Here is a 14,926-nt window from a genome sequence, read left to right as displayed (position 1 = left end):
CGGCAGCGGTGAATGCCGCTGCCGGGTAGATTAACGCTTACGCCAGAGGGTTAATTGCGCCTGCGTGTGTTGAAATTTACGCGCCGTTTCACGAATAACAAACGGCACATCCTGTGGTGCGCCAACCTGTTCAAAATCCGCCGCTAAAAGACGCTGCAGCGCTTGTAAGGTCGTTAGCGCTTCGCCATTTTCGCGCACGCCACCAAGCCAGTTCTCTTTTGGCGTGAACGCTTCCAGCCAGGTATAAGGCGAAGAGAGAGCGAGCATACCGCCCGACCGGATCATGGGCGTGATGTCCTGCAGGAAACGCTTCGGCTGGCGCAGGCGATCAATCAGGTTGGATGCCAATACCAAATCATATTGCTGTGGTTGCGGCTTCAGGTTACAGGCATCGCCCTGCACAAACTGGATCCGCTGCGCGAACTCGCTTCCCATATTCAAATCTTTCAAGCGCACCTGACGATATTCCACCAGCTCACCTTCTTCAGGCACCACATAGCGGAACTCTTCGCCACTGGCTAACTGCAGCGCCACATCAATGAAGCGTGCTGAATAATCCATACCCACAACGCTGTCGAAGTGACGAGCCAGTTCAAAGCTGGCACGACCGGTGGCACAGCCGATGTCCAATGCCTTGCCACGTAAAGAGGTGTGCTGCAACGCCAGATTCACCAACGTTTCTGCATAGTTCTCTACGCCGAAATAGCGTGGACCATATTGGAAGTCGAGATATTGCGACACCATACTGTCGGTTTCATACGGGTTAATTGTCATGCTCTCTTGATGTGAAGAGACAACATAACGAAAACCCGCATGCTGGAAAAAGTGGCGACGAAAAGCGTAGCGCGCCGACTTCAGCGCTTCATTACCGGTGGAGATCCAACTGCCGCCTTTGATTAAGGTATGTTTACCGTCAAAGGTTGGCGTTGAGAAATCATCGTATAAAGGATGCACTCTAAAGCCTTCAAAGCCGCTAATCGGCGTTGTCGTCCATTGCCAGACATTGCCGATCACGTCGAAAAAGTTACCTTGCGGGAATTGATCAACGGGACTGGAAGAGGCCCAATACGCCAGGTTTATATTACCCGGTGCGCGTTCCCAGTTCGGCTGATCGCCTTCAACCTGCTCACGCAACTGCGCCCATTCCGCTTCGCATGGAAGCTGAATAGATTTTCCGGTTTGGTCAGCTTTCCAGCGGCAAAAAGCGGATGCTTCCAATTGATTCACCTCGGCTGGCCAATCCCATGGCATGGCCACTTCTTCCGTCATCAAGCGCAATTTCAGCTGATCGGGCATCGTTGGGGCGCCGACCCAGAAAGTAGGCATTTCTGCCTGCGCAAATTCGCGCCAGCCTAAGCCTTCATTATCCCACCAGCGTACATCCTGATAACCGCCCGCGCTGATGAATTCAAAAAACTCAGCATTACTCACCAGCATTTTGCTGGCCTTAAACGGCTTCAGTTCGACGTGCTGCGTTCCATATTCGTTATCCCAGCCGTAAGTATCATCGGTTTTACCTAAGGTAATGCGGCCGCCGGGCATCTCAACCAGCGAGTTGGCGGGAACGCTATTGCGAGCATGACGCGCGTTTGGGCAAGCAGGCCATTGCGGCTGAGGTTTGACCCATTCAATAGGCAGTTGGCGTATCAATACACTGGAGGTTTCCAGATGAATGCGCTCATGTTCAATGCCCATCAAAATAATCCACGCTGGGCTGTCCCAGCTGATCGGCAATTCCAACGGCATGGTTTGAATAAATTTACTGATCAGCGCTTTTACGCTGCCGCGGTAATCACGTACTTCTTCGATGGTTGGCCATTCATAATGGTCGTCGTTGAGATCATCCCAGCTCATTTCATCAACGCCAATCGCCATTATCGCTTCTATGCGATCGTCTAAGCGTGCATCAATGTAGCGACCCGCCATGAGCTTATTAATGTAAAAAGTGGCGGTATGACCAAAATAGAAGATCAGAGGATGGCGCAGTGGGATGGCTTTATTGAACCAGGCGCGCTGATCGGCAAGACAGGTAAACAAGTCTTCGTACTGTTCCCAGGTTTGGGTAAAGTACGCCAACAGTTCGGCACGTTTTTGTTCTACGTTATGGCCGGAGAGCAGCAAAGTACGCGTCGGCGCAAGCAGATCGCGATGAGATTGGGCTGGTGTCACAGAAAGCTCCAGATTGCTGAGTAAGTAAATGCGATTACTCACTATAGCAAATAAGGATTTCTGCCTGATGACTTAGCGCCGCCAGTGACGCAACAGGCGGCTTTTCATTCCGGTATCGAATCGCCAGATATGATCAAAAATGCGCAAAATACCGGGTTTGCCATGCGTCGACATAGCGACAGCATGGAAGCGTTGCTGATGATGACGCTGACGTTGTTTTATCGCGCTGATGACCTCTTCCGGCAGGCGCTGAGCGATAAAATCAGACACAATAACGGCATCAGCTTCCTGCCAGATAGTGCCTGCCATACGTTTCACCACCGACGACAAACACGCGGCCAGATCGGTGCCGCCACGAAAACGCTGGCTAAGAAAGCGAATCGCCTGCTCCAGACCATCATCGCCGGTTAATTCATAGCCAATGACATCGTGAGCAAACAACATGATGTAGCAGCGACGGCGATCGGCCAACGCCACTTTTAGCAAAGCCAGGCAGAAGGCTTTGGCGCAGCGTTCATTGAACCCGCCCATGGAACCCGACGTATCAACACAGACAATGAACGGACCGCGCGGCTGCTCTTCATGCTGCTGGTGGCTTACCGGGCGCATCGTCACCTTTTCGTGCCAGGCATCGCCCTGCAACTTATAAGTCAGTAACCGTTTTTCCACCAGCCGCCGATAAAACTCTAACTCTAGCTCGCTGATACTCAGCGCGGCCAGCTCTGGCGGCAGAAGACGCAGCACATCATCACTTTGATGAATACCGCTGACCTCTTCTGGCACAGCATCAGGTTCATGCACCAGATGATGAAAGGCTTCCATCGGCGCCTCTTTTGACGGCACTGATTTTGCTTCGCGACTGCGACCCAGTTGTTGGGCCAGCTTCATTAGCTCCGGCTGCTGCGCCAGAAAATCGCCATATTGCAGCATCAACTCATAATCGCCGTGTTGTAGCGACGACTTACTCATATCCCATAACCGGCCCGCTGCGGCTTCATCATCGTCACTTAACAGGGGTGCGAGTTGGCCGCTTAGCGCCATGCGCTGCTGCAACTCTGCTATCAGGCGTTCACGCTGCTGTTCCAGCAATTGCTCATTCAACGTCAGAGTTTGCAACGTCAGGCTAAGCCGCCAGCGCTGTAAAAAAAGCGTGTGCTGCGCCGAGCTGAGCTGGTGTGCTTCAGTGTGGTGAAGCAGCCGATTGGCTTCTTCTATAAAAGGGGAAGGCAGGCGATCCAGCGTATCTAGCGTGTCCGAAAGCTGGTGGTTAAATTCGTGGTGGCTGAGCAGTTGCACCCGTTGAAAGAGCTGAAATTCCTGCGACAGCATTTCCGGCACGGGCGTGGCTTTGAGTTCCGCATTAATTTCTGCCTTCCAGCGCGGCACATCGCGCAACAGCGCTTTCTTCAGGCCCGGAAACTTTTCAAAGAACAGAGCAAATTGGGGAGACGCCAGCAGCGCGATAATCAACTCTTCAATCAGTTCAGTTTCGCCGATTGAAAGCAGCGTGCTTAGCGTCTCAACCGAAATCATTTACGCGCCTGTTTTAGCTGTTCTGCTACATCTTGCAGGCTGCTTTCAACCCGCGCAAACCAGTCATCGCTGATAAATAAACAGCGCTGGTGTTGGCTAAACAGATGGCGCTGGGCGCGAAGTTGCGCATCCAACTCATCCAGCGCTTCAACGATTTCAGTGGGCAATTCATTGTTGTTGCTAATACCCGGCAGCGTCAGGCGAGTCGCTTGCAGGCTAACATCACGTACCGCCAGGCAATGCTGCGCATCAACCAATAAATCCACCGTTTGAGCAAAACCGATACCGTTGAGTTTGCCGCGAACGTCGCCGCCTTTCAGCAGCCATTGATTAAGCGCATCACGCGCTATAACAATGTGCGTGACCTGCATGTCATGCAGCGTCAGCGGCTGTTGCAGCATTAAAGTGAGTTGTTCATCAGTAAACGTTTCGGGCAGATCGTAATGCGGCTTGCGGCTGAACATTCCGCTGTGTTTCTCCAGGGTGATCGCCTGTGACACGCTTTGTTGCTGCTGCAACGCCATACGGCGCGTTTTGATTTGCTGAAGTTTGAGCAGCATCGGCTGCTGTTGCCAGGCATGCTGAGTCATCAATTGATCGATTTCACGATCCAGCAATTGCATTGAGGCGACATCGTGCCACAAGCAATCTTTCAGCAGGATCAAATCAATCGGCGCAATGGTGGTTCGGCCACTGTAAAACGCGCTGGCCTGCAACAGATGAATCGCTTTTTTCCAACGACGATCGGAGATGTAAGGCGCTTGCGGCTGATTTTCCAGCTGCTGGCGCAGTTGATAGATCAGTTCAAAAACGTTGTCCGGTAAATTGACCTGACTAATGCCTTGCTGCCATTGCAGATACTCTTCGTCGCTGATGCGCAGCCCTTCCGCTACCGGATTGGCGTTTTCATCTTGCTGGTGGGTTAACATGCTGCGGAAGTTCTGTTTCTCATGCACGTTATCCAGCCACAGGCGGATTAACATGCGGTCATACAGCGCTTCCAGTCCACTGTCCGCTTCAGGCAATTCGTTGGATGCTGTCACCAGCAGACGCATCGGGATTTTTTCTTCGCTATCACCATTACGGAAGCGGCGTTCGTTAATGGCAGTAAGCAGCGTATTCAAAATCGCCGGGCCGGCTTTCCATATTTCATCAAGGAAAACAATCTCGGCATCCGGCAAATAGCCTTTAGTAAGACGCTGATAACGCCCTTCATCTTTTAGTGCCTGAATCGACAGCGGACCAAACACCTCTTCCGGCGTAGAAAATCGGGTCATCAGGTATTCAAAGGCGCGAGCATTCTGGAAGGCGTATTTCAGGCGGCGGGCAATCAGGCTCTTTGCAATGCCCGGCGGCCCCAGCAGGAATACGCTTTCACCGCTCAGGGCGGCCAGCAAGCAGAGGCGAATGGCATGATGACGCTCATATAAGCCTTTTTCTAATGCGTTGCTGAGGCGAGAAATTCTTTCTGCCAAAAGATGGGGTTGAGCCATAATCACATCATTGTCCTTAGGATCATCAAGCTGCCGCGCTTAGCGAACGCAACACTTTATAGATTATGATGCGTGAAAGCGTTGATAGCTGTCAGCTTTTTTGTTTCAGAAGGTTCAACAAGGCTTAAACCCCGCTTAACCCGCTTATTTTAAGGTAAAAAGAGCCGGATGGCAGATAACCAGACGGTTTACAAGGATGGGATTTTTTTGGAATACGTGCATACTGTGCGCTTTTTAGAGGCTTGAGCGAGCGGTTTTGTGCCTCTTTGACTCCAACAAAAGATAACTCTATGAGCTCGGATAAGAAGCAGTCGCTTGGTGGATTAACGCTGGCCGCTATTGGTGTAGTTTACGGAGATATCGGTACCAGTCCGCTGTATACCTTGCGTGAATGCCTTTCAGGTCAGTTCGGTTTTGGTGTGGAACGTGAAGCCGTATTTGGTTTTCTGTCACTGATTTTCTGGCTGCTGGTATTGGTGGTGTCGCTTAAGTACATCAGCTATGTCATGCGTGCCGACAACGCGGGTGAAGGCGGAATTTTAACGCTGATGTCGCTGGCAGGCCGCAATACCGGCGCTCGTGCCACTGCTGTGCTGGTGATTATGGGGCTGATTGGTGGCAGCTTCTTCTACGGTGAAGTGGTGATCACGCCCGCTATTTCTGTGATGTCAGCGATAGAAGGGCTGGAGATTGCTGCACCGTCGCTGGATCCCTTTATCGTACCGCTTTCTATCGCCGTATTAACGCTGCTGTTTATGATTCAAAAACATGGCACTGGCATTGTCGGTAAACTGTTTGCACCGGTGATGTTGCTGTGGTTTTTGGTGCTGGCGGTGCTGGGCGTCAATGGCATCATGAAAAACCCAGAAGTGTTGCAGGCGCTGAATCCGGCACATGCGGTTAACTTCTTTTTGCACTACAAAACCATCTCATTCTTTGCGCTTGGCGCGGTGGTGCTGGCGATTACCGGTGTTGAAGCGTTGTATGCGGATATGGGGCATTTCGGCAAAATACCGATTCGACTCGCCTGGTTCTCGGTGGTGCTGCCTTCACTGGTGCTGAACTATTTTGGTCAGGGTGCACTCCTGCTCAGCGATCCCGCAGCGATAAAAAATCCGTTCTTCCTGCTGGCACCAGAATGGGCGCTGATTCCTATGCTGATCCTGGCCACGCTGGCAACGGTGATTGCTTCACAGGCGGTGATTTCTGGTGTGTTCTCGTTGACGCGTCAGGCGGTTCGTCTGGGGTATCTGCCGGGCATGCGTATCATCCATACTTCAGAAATGGAATCGGGTCAGATCTACATTCCGGTTATCAACTGGGTGCTCTATTTTGCTGTGGTTATTGTCATCGTCAGCTTTGAACATTCAAGTAATCTGGCAGCGGCGTATGGTATTGCGGTAACTGGCACTATGGTGCTGACATCCATTCTCTCCTGCACTGTGGCGATCAAAAACTGGCATTGGCAGAAGCTAGCGGTTGGCGTCATTTTGGTACTGATGCTGTGTATCGATATTCCGCTGTTCACTGCCAACCTGGTTAAGATTTTCTCTGGTGGCTGGCTGCCGCTTTGTCTGGGATTAGTGATGTTTATCATCATGACGACCTGGAAAAGTGAGCGTTTCCGCCTGTTGCGGCGTCTGCATGAGCATGGAAATTCACTTGAAGCGATGATCGCGTCACTCGAGAAATCACCGCCGGTTCGCGTACCGGGCACTGCGGTCTATATGTCGCGTGCACTGAATGTGATTCCTTTCGCTATGCTGCATAATCTCAAGCACAACAAAGTGTTGCATGAACGTGTGGTGTTATTAACGTTACGTACGGAAGATGCGCCTTACGTGCATAATGTACGTCGCGTCACTATTGAGCAGCTCTCACCCACATTCTGGCGCGTTGTCGCGAGCTACGGCTGGCGTGAAACGCCGAACGTGGTAGAAGTTTTCCATCGTTGCGGGTTAGAAGGTTTAAACTGCCGCATGATGGAGACTTCATTCTTTATGTCGCACGAATCGTTGATTATGGGTAAACGTCCGTGGTACTTGAGGTTGCGCGGCAAGCTGTTCCTGGCGCTGCAACGAAACGCATTACGTGCGCCTGATCAGTTTGAGATCCCGCCCAATCGTGTGATTGAGCTGGGAACGCAGGTCGAGATTTAAGCGGGTGCGCCACTGATTAGGGCGTGAGATGACCAGCGCAAGGTGACGCACAATCCGCCGCCTTGCCGCTGGTTAAAGGCAATCTGCATGTCATGAAGATGCGCGATGTTGCGCACAATGGATAATCCCAAACCGCTACCGCTTTTTTCCTGTCCCGCTGGCCGCCAAAAACGTTCTCCTAAGCGCTGTAAATCGGCTTCACTCACGCCTGTACCGTTATCCTCAATGCGTAAGCTATTGGCTTCCAGCCAGAGATCAACGTCACTTCCCGCAGGCGTGTAGCGAATCGCGTTATCCAGCAGGTTGCGCACCAGCAGCGAGAGCAGTAACGGGTGTCCCTGAATTACCGGTTCAGCCTGCGCGTGTAAGCGTAGCGTTACCCCAGCGTTGTCAGCCAACGGCAATTGAGCAATGAGCGTATCTTGTAAGGTTCGCTGTAGATCAACCGACTGAAAAGCACTGCGTGCGTCATCCGCTTCGACGCGCGAAAGAGTCAGTAATTGATCCACTAATCGCGTGGCGCGCGTAATACCGGCATCCAGTTGATGTAATGCATGGGTACGCATGGCTTCATCATCAGCGGCAAGTTGAATCACTTCACTCTGAACCTGAAGTGCGGCCAATGGGCTGCGCAGTTCGTGGGCTGCGTCGGAGGTAAAGCGGCGTTCGCGATGCATCATGGCGCTGATACGGCTGAACAAGCCATTTAATGCCACGATCAGCGGCTGTACCTCTTTGGGTAAAGGTTTGGCGTTTAAGGGGGTGTCATCATCGGGCTCACGCTGGGTGAGCTGCTGCGCCAGCCGCTTCAGGGGACGCAACTCATACCACACCAGGCCAATGAGCAACAACAGCATCAGCGGCAGCGCGATCAGCCACGGCAAGACGCTGGCGTTGACCAAATCTTTTGCCATGTCATCGCGATATTCCCATTCCTGACCGACAATCACGCGGAACTGCTGGTCCTCGGTGGTCAGCCAGACAAAGCGCCAGCGATCGTCATCATTATCTAAACGTCCATCACGGAAGCCCTGATAATCTGCTTCAAACGGGAGATGTTTGCCGTTATCGCCATCATTAAGCACCTGTTTGCCATCGCGAGAAAAAACGGCAAACGCCAACGCATCATCATCCTGATCGCCACGATTATGACGCAGCAGCCGTTTGGTTTTAGGCAGAGAGACATTATCCAGTGTGGCAAAATCCAGGCTAAGCAGGCGCTTAGCGAGCAGCATCTGTTGAGTATCGAACAGTTCATTGATGGTTTCACGCGTTTGATACCATGCGCTCAGGCTGGCGCTGCCCCAGCAAACGCCCAGCAGCAAAACAAAGCCAATGCCAAGGCGCAGGAACAGGCTCATTGATCGCATGCCGCTTCCCCCAGCGTATAACCCACGCCGTGAACGGTGCGAATGAAACGGCTGCCCAATTTTTTGCGCAGATGATGAATGTGGACTTCTATCGCATTGCTGGAAACGTCGTCATCCCAGTTATAGAGCTTCTCTTCTAGCTGGCTGCGCGTCAGGACGCGACTGGGATTAAGCATAAATAATTCGAGCAGTGCCAGCTCACGGCTTTTTAGTTCAATCGCTTCGCCGTCCATCATCACGCTGTGATTTCCGGGCGAGAGCACCACATTGCCGTGGCGCAGTTCGGGTTGAACCTGACCATGACGACGACGAATCAATGCCTGTAAACGTGCTGCCACCTCAGTTAGGGCAAAAGGTTTGCAAAGGTAATCATCTGCACCGAGCTGTAAACCTTCGACTCGCTGATCCAGCGCGTCGCGCGCGGTGAGAATCAGCACCGGCACATCGTGGCCCTGCTGGCGCCATTGACGCAAAATATCCAGTCCGTCACGTTCCGGCAGAGAAAGGTCGAGAATGACCGCATCCCAGGGTGCGGCGGCTAATGCCTGAAATCCTGCTTCGCCGGAGACAAACCAGTCAACGCTGAATCCTAATTTGCTCAGTCCCGCTTTGATGCCATCGCCAATTAAGCGATCGTCTTCGATTAATAAAATGCGCATCGATTCTCCCCCGATAGAAAGGGCTTTATACGAAGCACAGCCAAGCTTGTACAGCAGCTTTCACTCTATTTCGGCTATTTTTTATCCTTAAGATCCTGTTAAGAACCTTGTGCTTAACTGTATGCATCAAAACGAAATACATTCATGGACAAGAGGTGGAATGATGAAAAAGCAAGCCGCACTGTTAGCTGTTGTTATGTTGGCCTCTGCGCCGGTTTTTGCTGCTCAGCAAGGTGGATTTGTCGATCCTAATGCGCCTGCTGCCCAGGTTAAACAAGGTGGGTTTAATGCGGACAACACCAGCGTTGTCACCGTAAAACAGGCTGAAGAGATGAAAGATGACAGCTGGATCACTGTACGTGGTCAGTTGGAAAAGCAGATTGGTGACGAGGATTATCAGTTCCGTGATCAAACCGGCACCATGAAAGTCGAAATTGATCACAAGCGCTGGAATGGACAGACCATTTCGCCGAAAGACCGCGTTGAGTTGACGGGTGAGCTAGACAAAGATTTCAACAGCATTGAGCTGGACGTTAAGCAAGTGAAGAAACTGCCTTAAATCCTGCTTTCAGGACCGCTGCGGCGGTCCATTCTTTCCTTTCTCCTATCCCCTAAGACAAATTCTCTCCCGCTGAAGCGAAACGTTTCGATAGCGATCACACTTCTTTCATTTGCCGATTGAGTTGCTTTATACATTTCATACACTGCAGCCAGCGAAACGTTTCGCTGTGGAGTGAATAGATGAAAAAAGGTCGCTTGTTAAACGCTGAACTCTCTCATGTGATTGCCCGCTTGGGTCATACGGATACGCTCACCATTGCCGATGCAGGCTTGCCGATTCCGGCCGGGCCACAACGTATTGACTTGGCGCTTACGCCGGGCACGCCCGATTTTATGCAGGTGGTCAATGCTGTCACGCTGGAGATGCAGGTAGAAAGTGCCCTGATTGCGGAAGAGATTAAGCTGCACAATCCGCAGCTCCACAGCGCGCTGCTCGCTGTGCTCGAAGCCTTGCAACAGCACCAGGGGAATACCATCGCGGTACGTTACACCAGCCATGAACAGTTCAAACAACATACTCAGCGTAGTCAGGCGGTCATTCGCAGCGGAGAGTGTTCTCCGTATGCGAATGTCATCCTGAGCGCCGGTGTGACCTTCTGAGGCCGCTATGCAACCGTTACTGCAACTCATCGGGATTGAAAAATCGTTCCCTGGCGTGAAAGCGTTGAAAAGTGCTTCGCTGGCTGTTTACCCCGGACGCGTTATGGCGCTGGTGGGAGAAAACGGCGCGGGCAAATCTACCATGATGAAAGTGCTGACCGGCATCTACAGCCGTGATGCGGGATCGCTAAAGTGGCTGGGGAAAGAAACCACCTTTAGCGGACCAAAAGCTTCCCAGGAAGCGGGCATCGGTATCATTCATCAGGAACTTAACCTGATTCCTCAACTTAGCGTGGCGGAGAATATTTTCCTCGGCCGCGAATTCGTCAACCGCTTTGGTCGCATCGACTGGAAACGTATGCATGCCGAAGCGGATGCCTTACTGAATCGGCTTAACCTGCGTTTTAACAGCCACAAGCTGGTGGGCGATTTGTCGATCGGCGATCAACAAATGGTGGAGATCGCCAAAGTCATCAGCTTTGAGTCGCAGGTCATTATCATGGATGAGCCGACTGATGCGCTCACCGACACCGAAACGTTATCGCTGTTTAACGTGATTAACGAATTAAAAGCGCAGGGCTGCGGCATTGTTTATATCTCGCATCGTATGAAAGAAATTTTCGAGATATGCGATGACGTCACCGTGTTCCGCGATGGCCAGTTTATTGCCGAGCGTGCGGTAAGTGATCTTACCGAAGAGAGCCTGATCGAGATGATGGTCGGACGCAAACTGGAAGATCAATATCCTCGCCTCGATCAAGCGCTAGGCGACGTGCGTTTAAAAGTAGAAAACCTTAGCGGACCAGGGGTAAACGGCGTCAGCTTCACGCTGCGTAAAGGCGAAATCCTTGGCGTCTCCGGTTTGATGGGCGCGGGTCGAACCGAATTAATGAAAGTGCTGTACGGGGCATTGCCGCGTAGTGAAGGCAACGTGTTATTGGATGGACGCGAGGTCGTCACGCGTTCACCGCAGGATGGGTTGGCAAACGGCATCGTTTATATATCGGAAGATCGTAAACGTGACGGTTTAGTGCTGGGTATGTCAGTAAAAGAGAACATGTCTTTAACCGCGCTGCGTTATTTCAGCCGCGGCGGTGGCAGCCTGAAACATGCTGAAGAGCAACTTGCGGTAGGCGATTTTATTCGTCTGTTTAACGTCAAAACCCCGTCGATGGAGCAGCCGATTGGCCTGCTTTCTGGCGGTAATCAGCAAAAAGTGGCGATTGCGCGTGGTTTGATGACGCGGCCCCATGTGCTGATCCTTGATGAACCAACGCGCGGTGTTGATGTTGGCGCAAAAAAAGAGATTTATCAGTTAATTAACCAGTTCAAAGCCGAAGGGCTGAGCATTATTTTAGTGTCGTCGGAAATGCCGGAAGTGTTAGGCATGAGCGATCGCATTCTGGTGATGCATGAAGGCCACTTAAGCGGCGAATTTACCCGTGAAGAAGCCACTCAGGAAAGCCTGATGGCGGCAGCCGTTGGCAAGCAACACAGCGAGGATTTAGTTGTATGAGTACCCAAACCTTACCTTCCAGCCGTCGCTGGTTCAGCAAAGAGTGGCTGCTGGAGCAAAAATCGCTGATTGCGCTGATCGTGTTGATTGCCGTTGTCGCGAGCCAAAGTCCGAACTTCTTTACCATCGCTAACGTGTTCAACATCCTGCAGCAAACCTCGGTCAACGCCATTATGGCGGTGGGCATGACGCTGGTGATTTTAACCTCTGGCATCGATCTCTCGGTGGGCTCGTTACTGGCGCTAACCGGCGCGGTAGCTGCATCGCTGGTGGGGCTGGAAGTCAATGCGCTAACGGCGGTAGCGGCCTCGCTGGCGCTGGGTGCTGCAATTGGTGCAGTAACGGGCACGATTGTGGCGCGCGGCAAAGTGCAGGCGTTTATCGCCACGCTGGTAATGATGCTGCTGCTGCGTGGCGTCACGATGGTTTATACCAACGGTAGCCCCATTAATACCGGCTTCAACGATAACGCTGATCTGTTTGGCTGGTTCGGTATCGGCCGCCCGCTGGGTATTCCCACGCCGGTCTGGCTGATGGCGATCGTGTTTATCGTTGCCTGGTACATGCTGCATCACACCCGTCTTGGACGTTACATCTATGCATTGGGTGGCAACGAAGCGGCAACGCGCTTATCCGGCATCAATGTGAACCGCGTCAAAGTGATCGTCTATTCCCTGTGCGGCATGTTGGCGGCGCTGGCAGGCACCATTGAAGTGGCGCGCTTGTCCTCAGCGCAGCCAACGGCAGGAACCGGTTATGAGCTGGATGCTATCGCTGCGGTGGTGTTAGGTGGAACCAGCCTGGCAGGCGGTAAAGGGCGGATTGTCGGCACGTTAATTGGTGCGCTGATTTTGGGCTTTCTGAATAACGGCCTGAACCTGATGGGCGTTTCTTCGTACTACCAGATGATCGTTAAAGCGGTGGTAATCCTGCTCGCGGTGCTGGTGGATAATAAAAGCAGTAAATAACTCTGACCTTTACACAGGATGAAATGATGAAAAAGTTGACCGCATTGGCTGTCATTCTTGGCGCTACATTAAGTGCTGGCGCAATGGCAAAGGAGACTATCGCGCTGGTTGTCTCTACGCTGAATAACCCATTCTTTGTTGCGTTGAAAGATGGGGCGCAAAAAGAAGCTGACAAGCTGGGTTACAACCTGGTGGTGCTGGATTCGCAAAACAACCCAGCAAAAGAGCTGGCTAACGTGCAAGATTTAACAGTACGCGGCACCAAGCTGCTGCTGATTAACCCAACAGATTCCGATGCAGTTGGCAATGCAGTGAAAATGGCTAATCAGGCCAAGATTCCTGTTATCACCCTTGATCGTGTGGCATCACAAGGCAGCGTGGTGAGTCACGTTGCCTCTGACAACCGTTTTGGCGGCAAAATGGCAGGTGACTACATCGCTAAGAAAGTCGGTGAAAATGCAAAAATCATCGAACTGCAGGGCATTGCTGGCACTTCTGCGGCGCGCGAACGTGGCGAAGGCTTTAAACAAGCCGCCGATGCGCACAAATTCCAGATCCTTGCCAGCCAGCCGGCAGATTTTGACCGTACTAAAGGTCTGAACGTGATGCAGAATCTGTTGCAGGCGCATCCTGACGTGCAAGCTGTGTTTGCCCAGAATGATGAAATGGCGTTGGGTGCACTGCGTGCGCTGCAAACTGCGGGTAAAACAGATGTGATCGTGGTCGGCTTTGACGGCACTGCTGATGGCGTTAAAGCGGTTGAAGCGGGCAAACTGTCAGCGACTGTGGCACAGATGCCGGACAAAATTGGCATGATTGGCGTTGATACCGCTGATAAAGTGCTAAAGAGCGAAAAAGTGCAGGCGGTTAATCCAGTTGACCTGAAGCTGGTTAGTCAATAAATCAAAGAAAAGCAGGGCATTGCGCCACCTTTCCGGTGGCGCACTCTTTCTGGATCATTCCCTATGAGCAAAAACTCAAAACTGACCGTTCTTGGCAGCATCAATGCTGATCACATCCTTAATTTGTCGCACTTTCCGCGTCCCGGTGAAACGGTGATCGGGACGCAGTATCACATTGCGTTTGGTGGCAAAGGGGCGAATCAGGCCGTTGCCGCTGGGCGCGCAGGCGCGGATATCGCGTTTATCGCCTGCGTGGGCGCTGATGATATTGGCGAGCGCATTCGTCAGCAGCTGGCGCAGGACAACATTGACGTTGCATCAGTGGAAAGCGTTGAGAATGAATCTACCGGTGTGGCGATGATTTTCGTGAATGGCGAAGGCGAGAACAACATTGGTATCTATTCAGGTGCAAATGCCGCGTTAACGCCAGCCTGCGTTGAACGTCATCAGCAAATCATTGCACAGGCTGATGCGTTATTAATGCAACTTGAATCACCGCTGGAAAGCGTATTGGCGGCAGCCAAAATCGCCAGTCAACATCAAACGCAGGTCATTCTCAATCCTGCCCCAGCGACCAGGCTGTCAGATGAACTGCTCGCGTTGATTGACATCATTACCCCGAACGAAACCGAAGCAGAAATCCTGACGGGGATTGCGGTAAAAAGTGATGACGATGCGGCCCAGGCAGCTAAAGCGCTGCATGCGAAGGGCATTGAAACAGTGTTGATTACTCTCGGGCGTCGTGGCGTATGGCTGAGTGAACAGGGCAATGGCCAGCGTATTGCGGGTTTCAGCGTCAAGGCCGTAGACACCATCGCGGCGGGCGATACGTTTAACGGCGCGTTTATTACTGCACGGTTGGAAGGTCAAGCTATGCATAATGCAGTGCGCTTCGCCCATGCTGCCGCTGCCATTGCCGTAACGCGTCCGGGCGCGCAGCCTTCCGTGCCGTGGCGCGCGGAAATCGATGATTTTTTGCAACAGCAGGATTAAGCG

Annotated in this window: 12 protein-coding genes; 7 read left to right on the top strand and 5 right to left on the bottom strand. The window is 52.2% G+C overall.

Annotated elements, in window-relative coordinates:
• Positions 1 to 30: 30 nt before the first annotated feature.
• From ovoA to ravA, 3 genes are all read right to left on the bottom strand, one after another.
• Entirely contained in the window at positions 31 to 2,169 is a 2,139-nt protein-coding gene (gene ovoA, locus ACF2G4_RS14380) for a 5-histidylcysteine sulfoxide synthase (RefSeq protein ID WP_409075024.1), read from the bottom strand.
• A 72-nt stretch (positions 2,170 to 2,241) separates the two neighbouring features.
• Entirely contained in the window at positions 2,242 to 3,702 is a 1,461-nt protein-coding gene (viaA, locus tag ACF2G4_RS14375; protein ID WP_409075023.1) for an ATPase RavA stimulator ViaA, read from the bottom strand.
• Positions 3,699 to 5,195, bottom strand: a complete 1,497-nt coding sequence (ravA, locus tag ACF2G4_RS14370) for an ATPase RavA (protein WP_243079817.1) — start codon at positions 5,193 to 5,195, stop codon at positions 3,699 to 3,701. The genes viaA and ravA overlap by 4 nt, the downstream gene beginning before the upstream one ends.
• 290 nt (positions 5,196 to 5,485) lie before the next feature.
• Here ravA and kup point away from each other — a divergent pair, with 290 nt between their 5' ends.
• A complete protein-coding gene (gene kup / locus ACF2G4_RS14365; RefSeq protein ID WP_243079818.1) occupies positions 5,486 to 7,354 on the top strand; it encodes a low affinity potassium transporter Kup in 1,869 nt (622 codons plus the stop codon).
• Here kup and qseC read toward each other — a convergent pair.
• Both qseC and qseB read right to left on the bottom strand, forming a co-directional pair.
• Positions 7,351 to 8,724: a quorum sensing histidine kinase QseC gene (gene qseC / locus ACF2G4_RS14360; protein ID WP_409075022.1), complete on the bottom strand. Its 1,374-nt coding sequence runs from the start codon at positions 8,722 to 8,724 to the stop codon at positions 7,351 to 7,353. The genes kup and qseC overlap by 4 nt on opposite strands.
• A complete protein-coding gene (qseB, locus tag ACF2G4_RS14355) occupies positions 8,712 to 9,383 on the bottom strand; it encodes a quorum sensing response regulator transcription factor QseB (protein ID WP_409075021.1) in 672 nt (223 codons plus the stop codon). Before qseB ends, qseC begins: the two co-directional genes overlap by 13 nt.
• Before the next feature lie 163 nt (positions 9,384 to 9,546).
• Here qseB and ACF2G4_RS14350 point away from each other — a divergent pair, with 163 nt between their 5' ends.
• From ACF2G4_RS14350 to rbsK, 6 genes are all read left to right on the top strand, one after another.
• Positions 9,547 to 9,942, top strand: a complete 396-nt coding sequence (locus tag ACF2G4_RS14350; RefSeq protein ID WP_215848367.1) for a YgiW/YdeI family stress tolerance OB fold protein — start codon at positions 9,547 to 9,549, stop codon at positions 9,940 to 9,942.
• Between the two features lie 182 nt (positions 9,943 to 10,124).
• Complete coding sequence (gene rbsD, locus ACF2G4_RS14345; RefSeq protein ID WP_215848109.1) at positions 10,125 to 10,544, top strand: D-ribose pyranase; 420 nt, start codon at positions 10,125 to 10,127, stop codon at positions 10,542 to 10,544.
• Positions 10,545 to 10,551: 7 nt separating this feature from the next.
• Positions 10,552 to 12,060 carry a ribose ABC transporter ATP-binding protein RbsA gene (gene rbsA, locus ACF2G4_RS14340; RefSeq protein WP_409075020.1) on the top strand — a complete coding sequence of 503 codons (1,509 nt, stop codon included), beginning with the start codon at positions 10,552 to 10,554 and terminating at the stop codon, positions 12,058 to 12,060.
• A complete protein-coding gene (rbsC, locus tag ACF2G4_RS14335) occupies positions 12,057 to 13,028 on the top strand; it encodes a ribose ABC transporter permease (protein ID WP_215848110.1) in 972 nt (323 codons plus the stop codon). The genes rbsA and rbsC overlap by 4 nt, the downstream gene beginning before the upstream one ends.
• 26 nt (positions 13,029 to 13,054) lie before the next feature.
• Positions 13,055 to 13,930 (top strand): ribose ABC transporter substrate-binding protein RbsB, encoded by an 876-nt coding sequence (rbsB, locus tag ACF2G4_RS14330; RefSeq protein WP_215848111.1) that lies wholly within the window; start codon positions 13,055 to 13,057, stop codon positions 13,928 to 13,930.
• A gap of 63 nt (positions 13,931 to 13,993) precedes the next feature.
• Entirely contained in the window at positions 13,994 to 14,923 is a 930-nt protein-coding gene (gene rbsK, locus ACF2G4_RS14325) for a ribokinase (protein WP_215848112.1), read from the top strand.
• Positions 14,924 to 14,926: the final 3 nt, after the last annotated feature.

This window comes from Pantoea phytostimulans, from assembly GCF_046118715.1.
Classification (GTDB): domain Bacteria; phylum Pseudomonadota; class Gammaproteobacteria; order Enterobacterales; family Enterobacteriaceae; genus Pantoea; species Pantoea phytostimulans.
The sequence above is the reverse complement of the archived record's forward strand: the minus strand, read 5'-3'. Positions and strand labels throughout refer to the sequence as shown.

Bases quoted from the DNA above. Each gene is read 5' to 3' on its own strand.
- viaA (WP_409075023.1), bottom strand. From the start codon at position 3,702: ATGATTTCGGTTGAGACGCTAAGCACGCTGCTTTCAATCGGCGAAACT.
- ravA (WP_243079817.1), bottom strand. From the start codon at position 5,195: ATGGCTCAACCCCATCTTTTGGCAGAAAGAATTTCTCGCCTCAGCAAC.
- kup (WP_243079818.1), top strand. From the start codon at position 5,486: ATGAGCTCGGATAAGAAGCAGTCGCTTGGTGGATTAACGCTGGCCGCT.
- qseC (WP_409075022.1), bottom strand. From the start codon at position 8,724: ATGCGATCAATGAGCCTGTTCCTGCGCCTTGGCATTGGCTTTGTTTTG.
- qseB (WP_409075021.1), bottom strand. From the start codon at position 9,383: ATGCGCATTTTATTAATCGAAGACGATCGCTTAATTGGCGATGGCATC.
- ACF2G4_RS14350 (WP_215848367.1), top strand. From the start codon at position 9,547: ATGAAAAAGCAAGCCGCACTGTTAGCTGTTGTTATGTTGGCCTCTGCG.
- rbsD (WP_215848109.1), top strand. From the start codon at position 10,125: ATGAAAAAAGGTCGCTTGTTAAACGCTGAACTCTCTCATGTGATTGCC.
- rbsA (WP_409075020.1), top strand. From the start codon at position 10,552: ATGCAACCGTTACTGCAACTCATCGGGATTGAAAAATCGTTCCCTGGC.
- rbsC (WP_215848110.1), top strand. From the start codon at position 12,057: ATGAGTACCCAAACCTTACCTTCCAGCCGTCGCTGGTTCAGCAAAGAG.
- rbsB (WP_215848111.1), top strand. From the start codon at position 13,055: ATGAAAAAGTTGACCGCATTGGCTGTCATTCTTGGCGCTACATTAAGT.
- rbsK (WP_215848112.1), top strand. From the start codon at position 13,994: ATGAGCAAAAACTCAAAACTGACCGTTCTTGGCAGCATCAATGCTGAT.